Annotated in this window: 15 protein-coding genes; 14 read left to right on the top strand and 1 reads right to left on the bottom strand. The window is 62.6% G+C overall.

What is annotated here, in order from left to right; all coding sequences use genetic code 11:
* Positions 1-78: 78 nt before the first annotated feature.
* Positions 79-972 (bottom strand): AraC family transcriptional regulator, encoded by an 894-nt coding sequence (locus C8K66_RS01545; protein WP_017849084.1) that lies wholly within the window; start codon positions 970-972, stop codon positions 79-81.
* Between the two features lie 222 nt (positions 973-1,194).
* On the opposite strand from C8K66_RS01545, the gene C8K66_RS01540 reads away from it, so the two are divergent.
* The 14 genes from C8K66_RS01540 (at position 1,195) to C8K66_RS01475 (ending at position 15,483) form a co-directional block, all read left to right on the top strand.
* Positions 1,195-2,850 (top strand): (2,3-dihydroxybenzoyl)adenylate synthase, encoded by a 1,656-nt coding sequence (locus C8K66_RS01540; protein WP_108524095.1) that lies wholly within the window; start codon positions 1,195-1,197, stop codon positions 2,848-2,850.
* Positions 2,847-3,617, top strand: a complete 771-nt coding sequence (locus C8K66_RS01535; RefSeq protein WP_284694040.1) for a thioesterase II family protein — start codon at positions 2,847-2,849, stop codon at positions 3,615-3,617. Before C8K66_RS01540 ends, C8K66_RS01535 begins: the two co-directional genes overlap by 4 nt.
* Positions 3,614-3,919, top strand: a complete 306-nt coding sequence (locus C8K66_RS01530) for an isochorismate lyase (protein ID WP_017849081.1) — start codon at positions 3,614-3,616, stop codon at positions 3,917-3,919. Before C8K66_RS01535 ends, C8K66_RS01530 begins: the two co-directional genes overlap by 4 nt.
* Positions 3,916-5,313, top strand: coding sequence for an isochorismate synthase (locus tag C8K66_RS01525; protein WP_108524094.1), 1,398 nt, complete (start codon positions 3,916-3,918; stop codon positions 5,311-5,313). Before C8K66_RS01530 ends, C8K66_RS01525 begins: the two co-directional genes overlap by 4 nt.
* 84 nt (positions 5,314-5,397) lie before the next feature.
* The gene (locus C8K66_RS01520) at positions 5,398-6,126 is read left to right on the top strand and encodes an AraC family transcriptional regulator (RefSeq protein ID WP_017849079.1); all 729 of its coding nucleotides are present in this window, start codon (positions 5,398-5,400) and stop codon (positions 6,124-6,126) included.
* A 183-nt stretch (positions 6,127-6,309) separates the two neighbouring features.
* A complete protein-coding gene (locus tag C8K66_RS01515; RefSeq protein ID WP_046383432.1) occupies positions 6,310-7,374 on the top strand; it encodes an SDR family oxidoreductase in 1,065 nt (354 codons plus the stop codon).
* On the top strand, positions 7,371-8,630 hold the full coding sequence (locus tag C8K66_RS01510) for an aspartate aminotransferase family protein (RefSeq protein ID WP_108524093.1): 1,260 nt from the start codon (positions 7,371-7,373) through the stop codon (positions 8,628-8,630). The genes C8K66_RS01515 and C8K66_RS01510 overlap by 4 nt, the downstream gene beginning before the upstream one ends.
* 14 nt (positions 8,631-8,644) lie before the next feature.
* On the top strand, positions 8,645-9,088 hold the full coding sequence (locus tag C8K66_RS01505; protein ID WP_046489543.1) for a type II toxin-antitoxin system RatA family toxin: 444 nt from the start codon (positions 8,645-8,647) through the stop codon (positions 9,086-9,088).
* 3 nt (positions 9,089-9,091) lie between these two features.
* Positions 9,092-10,234, top strand: coding sequence for an acyl-CoA dehydrogenase family protein (locus C8K66_RS01500; protein ID WP_108524092.1), 1,143 nt, complete (start codon positions 9,092-9,094; stop codon positions 10,232-10,234).
* The gene (locus tag C8K66_RS01495) at positions 10,231-11,058 is read left to right on the top strand and encodes an SDR family oxidoreductase (RefSeq protein WP_017849074.1); all 828 of its coding nucleotides are present in this window, start codon (positions 10,231-10,233) and stop codon (positions 11,056-11,058) included. Before C8K66_RS01500 ends, C8K66_RS01495 begins: the two co-directional genes overlap by 4 nt.
* A gap of 10 nt (positions 11,059-11,068) precedes the next feature.
* Positions 11,069-12,025 (top strand): fatty acid desaturase, encoded by a 957-nt coding sequence (locus C8K66_RS01490; protein WP_108524091.1) that lies wholly within the window; start codon positions 11,069-11,071, stop codon positions 12,023-12,025.
* A gap of 59 nt (positions 12,026-12,084) precedes the next feature.
* A complete protein-coding gene (locus C8K66_RS01485) occupies positions 12,085-12,885 on the top strand; it encodes a DUF3050 domain-containing protein (protein WP_017849072.1) in 801 nt (266 codons plus the stop codon).
* A gap of 16 nt (positions 12,886-12,901) precedes the next feature.
* The gene (locus tag C8K66_RS01480) at positions 12,902-13,969 is read left to right on the top strand and encodes an HlyD family secretion protein (protein WP_046489549.1); all 1,068 of its coding nucleotides are present in this window, start codon (positions 12,902-12,904) and stop codon (positions 13,967-13,969) included.
* Positions 13,966-15,483, top strand: a complete 1,518-nt coding sequence (locus C8K66_RS01475) for a DHA2 family efflux MFS transporter permease subunit (protein ID WP_046489551.1) — start codon at positions 13,966-13,968, stop codon at positions 15,481-15,483. Before C8K66_RS01480 ends, C8K66_RS01475 begins: the two co-directional genes overlap by 4 nt.
* Positions 15,484-15,497 lie beyond the last annotated feature (14 nt).

Raw genomic sequence — 15,497 nt, 5'->3', positions numbered from 1 at the left:
GCAAGCGGTTTTTCAGAAAGCGCTCAGGGCTTTAGATAAACAGGCCTTTTCATTCGATTCAGAGACACCGTGCCGTGATCAACGGATTTCGCTGGGCGATACACCGTAGCGTTTGCGAAAGGCGATGGAAAAATGCGCCGGGCTGAATCCCACGCCATAGGCGACGGTAGACACATTGCTTTCCTCGTCGCTGAGCATGCGGTGGGCTTCGTTGAGACGATGTTCGTGCAGGTAGCCGAACACGCTGGTACCGAACACTTTGCGAAACCCCGCCGTCAGTTTGCGCGGGCTCATGCCCACGTGACTGGCCAGGGCGTTCAGGCTGGGCGGTTCGAGCAGCGAGCGCACCAGACGGTCCCGGGCGGCGTGTACACGCTCCACATCCGACGAGGTGATGCGCAGCTTATGCTCCGGCTGCCCGCGCTCACCGAGCAGGAACTGCGCGCTCAACGCGGTCAATTCCAGCGCCTTGCCACCCAGGTACAACGAGCGGCTCGGGCCCTGCATCGGGCACGTCGCAATTTGCGTGGCCAGTGCCTGCATCGCGCGCGGAGCCGGGCGCACCATCATGTACGGGTCGCCGCCGCCACTGCTGAGCAGCTTGCGCGGGGCCAGGCCGAGATGGCGGTCGAGGGATTCGAGGTCCAGCTGGACGATGGTGTAGCGCAGTGGCGTGGTGGTGCCGTAGATCTGCGACGAGGTGAACTCGCCGTCGTTGACGATGGTGCACAGGCTCGGCCCCTTGATCGACTGCTCGCTGTGCCCGGGGATGCGGCACGACAGCTCGCCACTTTGCACCAGAATCAACTTGAGGCCGCGCTCCAGCGGGTCCTCGACCCAGTTTTCGCTGTCTGACCACAACGTGCCGGTGACCAGGGTCATGTGCGGGTCCAGGTAGACCGTTCCGGGTTGGTTGCCCTTGGGTTCGGCCTGCGTCTCTTGTCGACTGGGGGCGATGATCGTAATAGTCATTGGGTTTTCCCTTGATCCTGAGGCCATTACGCGGGGCCTGACCTGAATGAGGAGGAGGCTTTTAAACCGTAAACCTCCCTGTTTATAGCCGCTGTGTATTTCATCTAATGAAAAAGTCACAGGTCCGAAAGCCTTGGCGTTGAGAAGCGCTCGGCGAAGGACAATGATAATAGATCTCATTTAGACGTTTGTAGCCAATTATTTCTACAAATAGGGGATTCCATGTCATTGCACACCTGCGCACCCGATTCAGACAGCGTTGGCGACGCGCCCGACTGGCCTGCCGCGTTCGCCGAACGCTACCGCCAGGCCGGTTACTGGCAAGACCAGACCTTCGCTCAGGCCCTCGATACGGTCGCCGCGCGCACCCCATCGGCCATCGCGATAACCGACGGCCCCTTGCACCTCAATTACCGCAGCCTGGCAGACCGCTGCCGGCGCCTGGCTGGCGGTTTGCACGCGCTGGGGATCGCAGAGGGCGACAATGTGGTGGTGCACTTGCCCAACGGCACTGCGTTTATCGAAGTGTGCTTTGCGTTGTTCCGCCTGGGCGCCCGGCCGATCCTCGCCCTGCCCGCCCACCGTCAACATGAGATCGGCGGTTTTTGTGGCTTTGCCCAGGCCTCGGCCTACATCGGCTGCGCTCAATTGGAGGGCTTTGATTGCCGCTCGATGGCGCGCCGACTGGCCGCTGCCAACCCGCTGTTGCGCCACGTGGTGATCGACGGCGATGCGCAGGAGTTCACCGCGTTGAGTGAGCTTTACAACAGCGCGCCGCTGGAACGGGACGCCGGTCGCGCCGACGCCGTGGCGTGTTTCCAGCTGTCGGGAGGCACCACCGGCACGCCAAAGTTGATCCCGAGGCGGCACGCCGAATACCTCTATAACGTGCGCGCCAGCAGCGAAGTCTGCGAGCTGGATGCGCGCACCGTTTACCTCACCGCGTTGCCCATGGCGCATAACTTCACCCTGTGTTGCCCGGGTGTGATCGGCACCCTGCTGGCCGGTGGGCGCGTGGTGTGTACGCGCCGCTCGGACCCGGAGTCCTGCTTTGCGCTGATCAGCGAGCAGCGTGTCACCGTCACCGCCTTGGTGCCGCCGCTGGCGATGCTCTGGCTGGACGCCCAGGACCAGCGCCAGGCCGACCTGTCCAGCCTGCGCGTGCTGCAAGTGGGCGGTGCGAAATTGCTCAGCAGCGCGGCAGAACGGGTCACGCCGACGCTGGGCTGCACCTTGCAACAAGTGCTGGGCATGGCCGAGGGGTTGTTGTGTTTTACCCGCCTGGATGACCGCCCGGATCTGCTGCTGCATACCCAGGGCCGTCCGCTGAGCGCCGATGACGAAGTACGCATTGTCGATGAACAGGGCCAACCGGTGCCCGAGGGTGAAGTGGGTGAACTGCAAGTGCGCGGCCCCTACACCATTCGCGGCTACTATCGCCTGCCCGAACACAATGCCCGGGCGTTCACCGCCGATGGATTCTATTGCAGCGGTGATCGGGTCAGGCGCACCGCCGACGGTTACCTGGTGGTCGAAGGTCGTGACAAGGACCAGATCAACCGCGGCGGTGAAAAAGTCGCTGCCGAAGAAGTGGAAAACCTGCTGATCGGCCATCCCCAGGTACACGACGCCGCACTGGTGGCGATGCCGGATGCGGTGCTCGGCGAATCCACCTGTGCCTTTATCGTCGCCCGTGACCCGGCGCCCTCGGCCTTCGCACTCAAGCATTACCTGCGCGGCCACGGCCTGGCGGCGTTCAAGGTGCCGGACCGTATCGAGTTCGTCGCACACTTCCCGCACACCGGCGTGGGCAAAGTCAGCCGCAAAGACCTGCGCGAGCGCCTGCGCCAGGCCTGGCTGCAGAGTGCCGCTTCGTGAACCTGCACGACGAACGCTGGGTACGCGCTTATCGACTCACGCCCATGCCACGCTGGCGATGGGTGTGTTTCGCGCATGCCGGGGGCAGTGCGAGTTTCTTCCGCGACTGGGTCCACGCCCTGCCCGCCGACATCGACCTGTTGGCCATCCAATACCCGGGCCGCGAAGACCGTTTCAGCGAGCCGTGCCTGACCGACATGCAGCGCCTCGCCGACGGTGCCGCGCACGCGTTGTCGTGTTACGCCGACCGGCCGCTGGTGTTGTTCGGCCATAGCCTGGGGGCGGTAGTGGCGTATGAAGTGGCGACGCGCCTGGAACAACGGGCAATCGCCGTCGACCACCTGTTCGTGTCCGCCCACCCGGCGCCGCAGCGCCAACGCGGCGGGCAGTTGCACCTGGGGCCCGACGCGGCCTTGCTGGACGATGTGCGGCGCCTGGCCGAGCGCCCCAATGCGTTGCTGGAGAACCCGGCCCTGTGCGAACTGTTCCTGCCCGGCTTGCGCAACGATTACCGCATCGTTGAAACCTACACCTGTGCGCAACCGCGGCCACTCAAGAGCCGCATCGGGGTGTTCTACCCCGAGCAAGACCCGGAAATCGAGCTTGATGAAGCCATGGCCTGGCAAGCCGCCAGCCACCAGCCACTGCACCTGCAGCGCTGGCAAGGCGGACATTTTTACTTGGTCGAACAGCGCCAGGCACTCATCGACGCCATCGTCGCGACGCTGTCGACCCCATCGCCCTCCTTGAAGGAAACCTGTCAATGAAAACCCCCGACGCCTGTGATGGCCTGCAGGACATTCGTCACGCCATCGATTCACTGGACCACCAGATCATCGACCTCATGCGCCAACGCATGGCTTACGTCAAAGCCGCCGCGCGCTTCAAGCCGACCGAAAGCAGCATCGCCGCGCCCGAACGCGTTGCCCAGATGCTCCCGCAACGCCGCGAGTGGGCCGAGCAGGCCGGGCTGGACCCGCACTTCGTCGAAACCCTGTTTGCCCAGATCATCCATTGGTACATCGGCCAGCAAGTGTTGCACTGGCGCGCGATGAGAACGCTGGCATGAGGGCCTTTGCACAGTTGCACGCCCATGCCGAGGAGATGACCGAGGTGTTCGAGCACGCCCAGCGGCGTGCCGTCGAACAAGGTGAACCGGTGTTGGCCAGTTACTCGATGAGGATCGCCCCGCTGGACTTGCTGGCGCTGTTTGGCTGCGTCGACCAACCTGGCGCCGAGTGCCTGTTCTGGCGGGCGCCGGAAGACGACAAAAGCCTGTTCGGCTGGGGGGTGGCGGCGGAACTGAGCAGCGCGGGCCCTCAGCGTTTTGCCTCGGTCGATGCGCAATGGCGACACTGGCTGCAAAGCGCGGTGATACACGGCCCGCTGGCGCCTTCGGTGTGCGGCGGCTTTCGATTCGATCATCAGGTCAAGGCCAGCCCCGCCTGGCAGGGTTTTGGCGATGCATCCCTGTGGCTGATGACGCTATTGCTGGTGCGCGACGGTGCAGACTGTTGGCTGGTGTGCCAACAGCGCGTCGCGCCCAGCGATGCAGCGCGTTGCTGTTGCGAGCACGTACTGAAGGAGTGGAACACGCTGATGGATCGCTACGTCAGCGGCGCGCCCTCGACGGCTGCACGGCAGCACACCCGCGACCAGAGCCTGCCGCGGGCCTGCTGGGAAAGCAAAGTCGCGCATGCCCTGGACGTGTTGCGCGACACCGCGTTGAACAAGGTGGTGCTGGCGCGGGAAGTGGTCAGCGAATTTTCCCGGCCCATCAGTGCCGGGCGCACCTTGGCCGCCCTGGCGATCAACGACCCCACGGCGTACTTGTTTGCGTTTCGACGCCACCACGCGTGTTTTATCGGCGCCTCCCCGGAGCGCCTGGTCAAACTGCACAACGGTCACCTGCAAACCCTGGCGCTGGCGGGCACAGCCCGGCGCGATCCCTGCCCGGAGCAGGATGCGCAACTGGCGCAAACGCTGCTCGGCTGCCAGAAGAACCAGCATGAGCATGCCGTGGTGGTGCAGATCATTCAGCGTGACCTGGCGCCCTGGGTACGCCCGTTGCACGTTCCCCCGGCGCCGCACATCAAGCGGCTCAGCCGCGTGCAGCACTTGGCGACGCTGATCGAAGGCGCACTGCGCCCGCAGAGCAGTTTGCTGGACATGGTCGCAGTCCTGCACCCGACGCCCGCCGTCGGCGGCCATGAACGCGGCCAGGCACTGGAGCATATTCGCCAATTCGAGGGCTTTGACCGTGGCTGGTACGCGGCGCCGTTAGGCTGGCTGGATGCCCACGGCAACGGCGAATTCATCGTCGGTTTGCGCAGCGCCTTGCTCAACGGCAACCAAGCCCGTCTATTTGCCGGCTGTGGCATCGTCGAACACTCCGACCCTGCCAGCGAATACGACGAAACCTGCATCAAGTTGGCGGGCATGCGCGCCGCGTTGCAGGTATAACCCGCTGCCCGATGCTTGAATCAAGGCCGGCGCAGGCCTACCCTGCACACGGAAAATTCACCCTCTGAGTCAGGAAGACCTTACATGTGGGATGGCAACGTTACCTTTGGTGATTCATGGGCCGGCTACATTGGCCGCGCGGATCAGAACACTGCCCACTCCCATGTTGCCATTCAGCTGTGCATCGGCGTACACCAGCCCGTCACCCTGGAGCTGCCCGGCCAGTCGATCCGCGCGGCCGGCGTGATCATCGGGCCCAATGTCGAGCACCGTGCCGTGCCAGACATTCATCCGGTGGCCTTTGTCTACGTCAACCCGGATACCCCGTTGGGGCGTGCGCTCAACGCGTTGCTGCAAGACAATGGCATCGCCCTGGCCAGTGACGAACTGCTCGAGTGCTTTCGCCACTCCAGCTCCCTGTCTCAGTTTGTGGAAGCGCTGGGGCGCTTGCTGGCGATTACGTCGCCCATCGACCAACGCCTCTACAAGGCCTTGAACATTCTGCGCCTGGACCGCGACGGTCCGGGCTCCGTCAGCCGCGCCGCGAGTGCGGTCGGCCTGTCCAGCCCGCGCTTGCGCTATGTCGCCACGCACCAGATGGGCGTGTCGCTGTCCCAATGGATCATCTGGAACAAACTCGAGCGCGCGTCCAAATCCCTCGCTGACGGTTCCACCTTGTCGGATGCCGCCGCCGACGGCGGCTTTTCCGACCAGGCGCACTTGGCCCGCATCATGCGCCGCATGATTGGCATGACGCCCCGCACCGCTGCCAGGGTTTTGCGAAAGACAAGCGTTTCGTTCAAGACGCATTGATATCAAAAAGCCAATATCGATCGCATCTTATTCGCGAAAACGATAAGCGCTGATTGCCGGCCTCACACAGCACCTCAGCGCTACCGACAGTGAATGCAAGAGTGTTCGCCAGGGGTATCCGTGCCCGGGATTTGGCGGAACGCACCGTTAATTCTTTCGATGAGTCCGCAGGAAGCGTCCTACATGTCAGAACAGCAAAAATTAACCGTCCTTCTCACGGGTGGCTCAGGCGTACTCGGTGAATCACTGATCGACTGCCTGGCAGAGGACTTTGACCTGGTATGCCTGGCGCGTAAAAGCCGCATTCGCCACCCGCGCGTGGAGGTGCTCAAGGGCGATATATGCAGCCCGCGACTGGGGCTGGACGTCGGCGATTATGAAGCGCTGCTCAAGCGTGTCGATTGGGTGATCCACGCCGCAGCGGTGACCCGCATGGATGGCGATATCGACCAGATCTTTTCGGTGAACTACCTCGGCACCGAAAACGTCGTGAACTTTGTCCAGCAAGCCAACGTGCCGCTTTACCACATCAGCACCGCCTTCACCCATCCGTGCGACTACTACGAAGGCGTGCAAGCAGAAACGCCTTACGAAGTCGCCAAGCGCCAGGCTGAAACGCTGGTGCGCTCGGCAGGTATCGATGTTTCGATCTTTCGTCCCTCCATCATCATCGGCGACTCGGACAGCGGGCACATGCCCAACTTCCAGGGGTTTCATATGACCATGGGGCTGATGATGTCCGGCGTGCTGCCTATCGTGCCCTGCCCGCCTGCCGGGTATATCGACTTGATCGCCCGTGACGTGGCGGCGCGGGCGATTGCCAACGCGTTGCGCCAGCGCTTGATCGGCGCAGACTACTTTCTCACCAGTGGCCCGCAGGCGCTTGATCTCAACGGCCTGTTGGACCTGATGTGCCAATCCATGGAAGCCCAGGCCCAAGCCTTCACCCGGCCGCGCTGCATGGCGCCGGATATTTATGAGCGGCTGATCCGCCCAGTGTTCCTCCCGGCACTGACCGGCAATATCCAGGCCGCGCTGGGCCGCGCCAACCAGCTGTGTCGCTATGCCTGCCTGCGTACACCGCTGCCCACGTCACTCCCTGAGTTGCTCGGCGAACCGGCGTTCAGCGCACGGGATGTCAGCCGTGAGTTACTGCTCTCGCTCAACCACTTGGCGCCCAAGCTGGGCGCGTTGACGCGCATGCTCAAGCAGCCGATGCCAACCGTCGCACAGGCGTCAGTCGCATGAACCCGCTTCTTACCGAACCCGCAGCCGACGCCGCACAGGTCGACCAGTACTTCCGCCAGCACGTGAATTCAGGGTATGCGCGCCTCGCGTCGTTGATGAATTTGCCGATCGAACAGTCCAGCCATGGCGTCTATATCTACGACAGCCAAGGCCGCAAGTATCTGGATGCCGGCGGCTATGGCGTATTTTTCCTCGGCCACGGCCACCCGGTGGTGGTGGCGGCCGTCACCCGGCAGCTGCAGCAAAACGCCCTGGCCAGCAAGCTGTTGCTCAACCCGCAACAGGCTTTCGCCGCGCAAGCCCTGGCTGCGCGTTGCCCTGGCAACCTGGACTATGTGTTCTTTTGCAACTCAGGTGCCGAGGCCACCGAAGCCGGCCTGAAACTCGCCCGGCTCAACGGCTGTCGCCGCACGCTGTCAACCCTCGGCGGCTTCCACGGCAAGACCCTCGGCGCACTCGCCGTCACCGGCCGCGAAAGCTACCGCGAGCCGTTCAGCGGCCTGCTCAGTGAAAGCACGTTCGTCCCCTTCGGCGACAGCGCCGCGCTGGAACAGCAATTGCGCGCTTCACCGGACAAGGCCTGTGTGATTCTCGAACCGATCCAGGCCGAAGCGGGTGTGATCCTCGCGCCGCCAGGCTACCTGACACGTGTCCGCGCACTGTGCGACCAGTACGGCGCCGTGCTGATCATCGACGAAATCCAGTCCGGCATGGGCCGTACCGGCCATTGGTGGGCATGCGACCAGGAACAGGTGGTGCCCGACATCATGCTGGTGGGCAAAAGCCTGTCCGGTGGCTGCGTGCCGGTCAGTGCCATGGTCGCCAGCGCGGCAATTTACGCGCCGTTCAACCGCAACCCTACGGTGCATACCTCGACCTTCGGCGCCAACCCGCTGGCCATGGCGGCCGTGCAGGCCACATTGCAAGTGATGGTGCAGGAAGACCTCGTGGAACGTGCCCGGCTGATGGGCCAGGACCTGCACGCCCGCTTCAGCGCGCTGTTACAGCAGAGGGGCCTGGCCGAGCGCGTCAAGTTGCGCAGTGCCGGCTTGTTGCTGGGCTTTGAATTCAGCGACGCCTCGGTCGCCGCGAACATGGTCATGGCCCTGATCGAACAGCAAATCATTGTGTGCCACTCGCTCAATGACCACCGGGTCGTCAGGCTCACGCCTTCCCCGCTGCTGACAGCCCAGGATTGCAATCGGTTGATCGAGGGGTTCGCCCACGCGCTGACCACCTCAATACCATCCCTTTGATTGGAGTTTCCCCCATGCAAGAAGTCAACGTACTGGCCCATATCCCCAGTGCCTGCGCTGATGAAGTCTTTGCCGTGATCAGCGACTTCAGCAACTACGTCGAGCTGTGCGAGTCGGTGCGCAATATCACGATCAATAAGGTCAGCGACCAGGTGTCGCTCACCTCCTGGGAAGTCAATTTCCACAGCGGCATTCTCAAGTGGCAGGAGCGTGACACGTTCAATGCCCAGACCCGGGAAATCCACTTCGAGCAAATGAGCGGCGATGTCGATCACTTCTCCGGCACCTGGCAAGTACTGGCGGACGGCAAAGACGCGGTCATCACCTTCGCCTCGCGCTTTGACCTGGGCCTGCCGATGCTCGCCGACATGCTCGACCCCGTGGCCCACAAAGCCATCCGCGACAACATTCACTCGATCATCACCGGTCTGTTCCCGGCGAGTTACTTGAAGGCCTGAACCATGTCCCTTTCACTGTTGAATCGCTCGCGTGCCTTGCTGCACAGCTACGCCCCAGGTTTTGACGAACGCCTGGCGAGCATCGCATTCGCCGAACGCGAAGCGCCGCCTAGCGAAGTCATCGCCCTGTTCAAGCAACAAGGGCCGGTCGGCCTGTTGGTCAATCGTGCCGCGGGCGGGTTGGGCGCGGGCATCCTTGATGCCGTGCATGTGCAGATCGCCCTGGGCGCGCGTTCACCCTCGCTGGCGGTGGCCAGCACCATGCATCAGTTTTCCGTGGCGAGCCTGTTGGCCCTCACCCAGAACGGCGGCGGCGCCGAAGGTTTGCTGTTGGCGGCGGTCGCACAAAAGCGCTTGCTGCTGTCCTCGGGGTTTGCCGAAGGCAACTCGGGCGCCGGCATTCTTGATTCGAACATGCAGGCGCTGCAAACCCCTGAAGGTGTATTGCTCAGCGGCAGCAAAAAGCCCTGCTGCCTCGGGCAGTCGATGGACTTGCTCACCGCCAGCTACACCCGCCAGACCGCCGAGGGCGAAGAGCTGATGGTCGCACTGATTCCGGCGAATGCACCGGGCATCACGCGGTCGCCGTTCTGGCAGAACAGCGCACTGGCCGCCGCCGAAAGCATCGAGGTGCGCCTCAACGAAGTCTTCGTGCCCGAACGCATGTTGTTTTCCGCCGGCTACAAACACCTGTTGGGCGACGTGCAAACCGTCGGTTTCATCTGGTTCGAGCTGTTGATTTGCGCGTCCTACGTGGGGGCCTGCGCCGGATTGATCGAGTCTGTGATCGAGGCCGGGCGCTGGACACCCCATCACCGCGTGGAGCTGGCGGCTCAGCTGCAACTGGCGATCAGTGCGCTGGAAGGCGCGGCGCTGGATATCGAACGCAACCCGCAGGACCTGCCGAACGTGCTGGCCCGCCTGCTGCTGGTGCGCTACGGCATCGAACAACTGCTCACCGAACTTTCGGACCAGGCCCACGCCATGCTCGGTGGGATGGCATTTATCACCAGCAACCAGAGTTCGAACTGGTTGATGGCCTGCCGTGGCCTGCAGTTTCACCCGCCAGCGAAGATCTCGATGGCGAGCAACCTCGACACCTACTTGTCCCACTCAACCTTCAGCATCGCCGGAGCGCACCCATGAACCTGCTCGGAAAAATCGTCGTGATCACCGGAACCGCGCGCGGCCTCGGTTACGCGGCGGCCTGCACATTGAAAAAACAGGGCGCCACTGTGATCGGCCTGGACATTCTTGCGCCACAAGAGCCCGGGTTGCTGGATGGGTTTTATCAAGTCGACCTGTGTGACCGAACGGCGCTGGCGCAGGTGATTGGTGCCATCAGCACCGACTTCGGCGACATCGATATCCTGGTGAATAACGCCGGCACCCTGACCCTGGAACGCGGTGAAACCGGCGTCACCGACGCAGTCACCCGCGCGGTGGATGTGAACCTGTTCGCGCCATGGCAACTGGTGGCCGGGTTCCTGCCGGGGTTGCTGCGCAAGCGCGGCAAAGTGGTCAACGTGTCGTCGCTGTTCGCCCTGGTGAACGCGCCTTATGTGGCCGCATACGCTGCCAGCAAACGCGCGCTGAGTGCTTATTCGGACGTGCTGCGCATGCAATATCGCGGGCAGCTCGACGTGGTCACCGTGTACCCGGGCTTTATCGACACCGCCATTCACTTGCCCGCCCAGCGCGTGGGTTTGTCGGTCAAGCGCCTGGTGACGTTCATGTGGGGTGACAGGACCCTGCTGTCTCTCGAAGAGAAACTCGATGCCGCCGCCGATGGTCTGGTTCGCGCCTGCCAAAAAGACGGCCTGCGCAACCGCGGGCTGACCTTTATGGGCACGCTGGCCATGTACACCGCGCGTATCGCACCAAGTGTGGTCGACGCCTTTATCGCCCTGCGCCTGCGCACGCTGACCCGCGGCGGGCACCTCGCGCTCAAACCTGAACTGATCGAGTAACGCGTTGCCAATGGCCAGACAACTCCACAGCAAGCCTCAGGTCCGCCTTGATCGCGCCTTGTTCAAGGCCCGGTCGGGTGAGTCCCTGTTGATCATCGGTTACGCCTTGTGCCTCTTCCTGCTGCCCCTCGCGCTGTTTGTGTGGGTGGCGAACACGGCCGCCACCCTGTGGGTGTTGCTGTGCTCGCCCCTTTGGGTGCTGGCCGGGTACGGGTGGTTTCTGCAAGCGATCCTCGGGCATGAAGGTTTCCATTTCAACCTGAGCAGCACGCCTATGCACAGTTGCTACCTGGGCATTTTCACCAGTTCGTTGCTGCCTGGATTCTGCGTGACCGGTTACTTCGTCGACCATTGGCAACACCATCGCTACAGCAACAGCGAACAGGACCCGGACTATCGGCACTTCTCGCGTTATCGGAGCCTGTTTAGCCGCCTTGCGCTGTCACGGTTGATGGCCACCTCGAATTATCTGCAGGCGACGTTGCGCCTGGCTTTCGGCCCGCCGGTCAGCCCATCGCCCTTGCCTTCACCTTTGAGCGCAGCCCAGGTGCGACGACTGGCGCGCTGCAATATCGCGTGCCAGGTCGGCTGGTTGAGTGTCTACGCGGTCGCCCTGTGGCAGATCGACGGACTGCTGCTTGGGTTTGCCTTGAGCCTGGCGGTTGCGTTCCTGCTCTCGGCAGTCAATGCCTATCAGGAACATGCCTTCAGCGAGGGCCATGACCAGCCCCCTGCCCGCTCGCGTACCTCGCGCCTGAGCACCTGGCTGCACGCCGGCGCGAACTTTCACCTGGAGCATCACTTTTATCCAGCGGTGCCGTGCTGGCGCCTGCCCAAGGTCCATCGCCAACTGCTGGACGCGGGGTGGTACGCAGACCGGCAATACCTGCTGGAAACACGCTTCATACCGTCCTTCAAGTACGCCTCCGGTCGCCATCCTTACCGTGGCGACACGCTGAACGACTGAACGGCCCCCTTACTTTCCCCATGGATTCTGGCCTGAACCATCAGGCCGCAGGAGCAGCTATGCCTTTTGATATCGACCGCCACATTGAAACCGAGCGCGCCCAGTTATTCGGCCACCCGCTTTTCGCCAATATCCGCACCGTTGAAGATGTACGCACACTGATGGAATTTCATGTGTTTGCCGTATGGGACTTCATGACCCTGCTCAAGCGCATCCAGCGCGACCTCACCTGTGTGGAGTTGCCGTGGGTACCGCCAACGCATATCACGGCGGCGCGCTTGATCAATGAAATCGTGGTCGGCGAAGAAACCGACGAACACCCCGATGGCGGCTTTATCAGCCACCTGGACCTGTACCTGACCGCCATGGATGAAATCGGCGCCGACAGCTCGGTATTCCGCCGTTTCCTCGCTGCCATCCAGGCCAAGGAACCGCTGGCCAAGGCCCTCAGCGACCGCGATATCCCATTGGCGGCCAAAGTGTTCATGTGCCAGACGCTCGATGTGGCGCAACACGGCACCACCGAAGCGGTGCTGGCGTACTTCTTCTTTGGCCGTGAAGACATCATCCCCGACATGTTCGGACGCCTGCTGTCGCAATGGTCGGTCAGCGAAACCGAGGTGCCGATGCTCACCTATTACTTGAAGCGCCACATCGAAATGGATGGCGACGATCACGGCCCGGCCGCTAAACGCATCATCGCTGAAATCGTCACCACCCCTGTGCAGCACCAGCACATGGTCGAAAGCGCCAAGACCGCGATCAAATCGCGCATCGATTTGTGGGATGGCGTGCATCACTTCCTGCAGCACAAAGCGCAACACGCCACGGACCGCCCTGAGTGCCTAAGCCTCGCATGACCACAGGGAGCAGGACATGACCAAAGGTAAATTGATAAAACTGACACTGTGCGGCGTTGTGGTCGGTGGGTTACTGCTGCTCGGCTGGCAGCGTTGGCAGTATTCCAACGCTTACGTGAGTACCGATAACGCCGAGCTCGATGGCGTGATCATTCCGGTGCGCGCCAAGCTCTCGGGCGTGGTGATGAGCGTGCCGGTGACAGACAACCTCACGGTGCAAAGCGGTGATCTGCTGTTTCAGATCCGCGACAGCGAATATCAATACCAGGTCGAGCAGCGTGAGGCGCAATGGCAGGCGTTGCTTGCTGCCGCAGGGCGCGGCGGCGGTCCGGGTGCGTTGGACAGCCAGGTCCTCGGCGCGGTCGCGATGCGCCAGGCGGCGCAAGCGGCGCTGGCACAATCCAGCGCCAATCTGGAGCAGGCGCGCAACGACTACGGGCGCGCCCGCCGCCTGGGCGCGCAAGGGGTGTTGAGCACCCAGGATCTCGAGGTGGCCAAGGCGCGTTTCGACGCCCTGAGCCACGCTCAGGAAGTGGCACGCGGCAATGCCCAGGCTGCCGCGCAAAGCACCTTGGCCAACAAAGCCGAACTGAAAGTGCAGGACTACCGGATCGCGGCGGCGCAAGCCGAACTGGAACAGGCCCGGATCAAGCTGCACGACACTCGTCAGACCGCGCCGGTGCGCAGCATCGTCTCGAAAAAAGAAGTCGAGCCGGGCCAATTCGTGGTCGCCGGGCAGAAGCTGTTGAGCCTGATTGCCACCGACCCGCTGTGGATTACCGCCAACTTCAAGGAAACCCAGGTCGGGCGCGTGCGGGTCGGCCAGTTGGCCAAGGTCACTGTGGATGCGTTTCCCGGGCAGGCTTTCGACGGGGTGGTCGAGAGCCTCGCACCGGCTACCGGCGCAAAGTTTTCACTGCTGCCCCAAGAGAACGCCACCGGCAACTTCACCAAGGTGGTGCAGCGCGTGCAGGTCAGGATTGCCCTCAAAGACGTGCCGGATGACTACAAAGCCTTGTTGAGCCCCGGCATGAGCGCCTTCGTCGAAGTCGCCACGCAACAGCACGGCAGCCACACGCTATGAAGTCGCCGTATCTGATTGCGCTGACCGTGACGCTGGTGTCGATGATGGAACTGCTCGACGTGACCATCGTCAACGTGGCGATTCCCAGCCTGATGGGCACCTACGGGGCGTCGGTCGATGAAATCTCCTGGGTGTCCACCGGCTACGTGGTGGCCAACGTAGTGATCCTGCCGGTCAGCGGCTGGCTGTCGGCCTGGTTCGGGCGGCGCACTTATTACCTGGTCTCCACGGCGGTGTTCGTGCTGGCATCCGTGGGCTGCGCCTTTTCCGCCGAACTCTGGCAACTGGTGGCATTCCGCGTACTGCAAGGCTTGGCGGGCGGCGGGTTGCTGGGGATTTCACAGGCAATCATTTACGACGTATTCCCCAAGGAGAAGGTCAGCAGCGGCATGGCGTTGTACGGCGTTGGCGTGATGATGGGGCCGACGTTGGGCCCCACCGTCGGCGGCTATCTGATCGACACCTTGTCCTGGCACTGGATATTCCTGATCAATCTGCCTATCGGTGCTGTGGCCCTGCTGCTGTGCTGGCTGTGCATCGGCGATTCCGCCAATGAAAGCAAACCCAGCAGCGTCGACTACAGCGGCTTCTGCCTGCTGGCCCTGGGCGTCGGCAGCCTGCAGATCCTGCTGGAGCGCGGCGAGCATTGGGACTGGATGGAATCGAACTGGACGGTTGCCTGCCTGTTGCTCAGCAGCTTCAGCCTGGTGGGGTTCTTCTGGTGGGAACGGCGCGCGACCAACCCGATCGTCAATGTGGCGTTGTTTCAGAACCGCGAGTTTTTGATGGGCTGCATCTGCGCGTTTTGCGTGGGCTTCGGGCTGTACAGCACGTTATTCATGGTGCCGCTGTTTTTGCAGACGTTGCTGGCGCAGAGCGCGTACCAGAGCGGGCTGGTGATTTTCCCCGGAGCGGTGGCCAGTGCCATCAGCACCTTGGTGATCGGCAAGCTGTCCCAGGAAAACAAGATCGACGAGCGCGTGTTCGTGACCTTGGGCATCGTCATGTACTGCTACGCGATGTTCCTGCACACCCAGTTCACCCTCGACAGCAACCCGGACACGCTCTATTGGCCCCTGGTGATTCGCGGCCTGGGCCTGGGCATGATCTTCGTACCGCTGACCAACCTGGCCATGCGCCGTCTGCCGCTGACGTTGATCTCGGGCGCCTCGGGCGTGCTCAACCTGATGCGCCAGTTGGGCGGCAGCGTCGGCATCGCCATTGCCGCGACCCTGCTCACGCGGTTTTCGTGGGAGCGCTATCGCCTGCTGTCCGAGCATGTGACCGAGTCCAGCCTGGTTGCCAGCGGCTGGGGCGGCGTGGAATCCAACCCGCTGTTTCTGTCCCTGAACCTTGCAAGCCATCAACAAGCCTTGGCCCTGATGCCTTACCTGCAAGCGCGTGAACAAGCGCAAATGCTGGCCTTCAGCATGCTGTTCGGCACATTGGGCGCGGTCATGGCCATTGGCATTCCCATGGTGCTGATGATGCGCAGAAGCACCCTCAGCCGATAACTTCTCCAGTGGAG

This window comes from Pseudomonas sp. GV105, assembly GCF_003058185.1.
GTDB lineage: Bacteria > Pseudomonadota > Gammaproteobacteria > Pseudomonadales > Pseudomonadaceae > Aquipseudomonas > Aquipseudomonas veronii.
The sequence above is the reverse complement of the archived record's forward strand: the minus strand, read 5'-3'. Positions and strand labels throughout refer to the sequence as shown.

Excerpts from the sequence above, each read along its gene's own strand:
- C8K66_RS01500 (WP_108524092.1), top strand. The coding sequence starts at position 9,092 with ATGTCCCTTTCACTGTTGAATCGCTCGCGTGCCTTGCTGCACAGCTAC.
- C8K66_RS01495 (WP_017849074.1), top strand. The coding sequence starts at position 10,231 with ATGAACCTGCTCGGAAAAATCGTCGTGATCACCGGAACCGCGCGCGGC.
- C8K66_RS01545 (WP_017849084.1), bottom strand. The coding sequence starts at position 972 with ATGACTATTACGATCATCGCCCCCAGTCGACAAGAGACGCAGGCCGAA.
- C8K66_RS01540 (WP_108524095.1), top strand. The coding sequence starts at position 1,195 with ATGTCATTGCACACCTGCGCACCCGATTCAGACAGCGTTGGCGACGCG.
- C8K66_RS01475 (WP_046489551.1), top strand. The coding sequence starts at position 13,966 with ATGAAGTCGCCGTATCTGATTGCGCTGACCGTGACGCTGGTGTCGATG.
- C8K66_RS01525 (WP_108524094.1), top strand. The coding sequence starts at position 3,916 with ATGAGGGCCTTTGCACAGTTGCACGCCCATGCCGAGGAGATGACCGAG.
- C8K66_RS01505 (WP_046489543.1), top strand. The coding sequence starts at position 8,645 with ATGCAAGAAGTCAACGTACTGGCCCATATCCCCAGTGCCTGCGCTGAT.
- C8K66_RS01530 (WP_017849081.1), top strand. The coding sequence starts at position 3,614 with ATGAAAACCCCCGACGCCTGTGATGGCCTGCAGGACATTCGTCACGCC.
- C8K66_RS01510 (WP_108524093.1), top strand. The coding sequence starts at position 7,371 with ATGAACCCGCTTCTTACCGAACCCGCAGCCGACGCCGCACAGGTCGAC.
- C8K66_RS01480 (WP_046489549.1), top strand. The coding sequence starts at position 12,902 with ATGACCAAAGGTAAATTGATAAAACTGACACTGTGCGGCGTTGTGGTC.
- C8K66_RS01520 (WP_017849079.1), top strand. The coding sequence starts at position 5,398 with ATGTGGGATGGCAACGTTACCTTTGGTGATTCATGGGCCGGCTACATT.
- C8K66_RS01485 (WP_017849072.1), top strand. The coding sequence starts at position 12,085 with ATGCCTTTTGATATCGACCGCCACATTGAAACCGAGCGCGCCCAGTTA.
- C8K66_RS01515 (WP_046383432.1), top strand. The coding sequence starts at position 6,310 with ATGTCAGAACAGCAAAAATTAACCGTCCTTCTCACGGGTGGCTCAGGC.
- C8K66_RS01490 (WP_108524091.1), top strand. The coding sequence starts at position 11,069 with ATGGCCAGACAACTCCACAGCAAGCCTCAGGTCCGCCTTGATCGCGCC.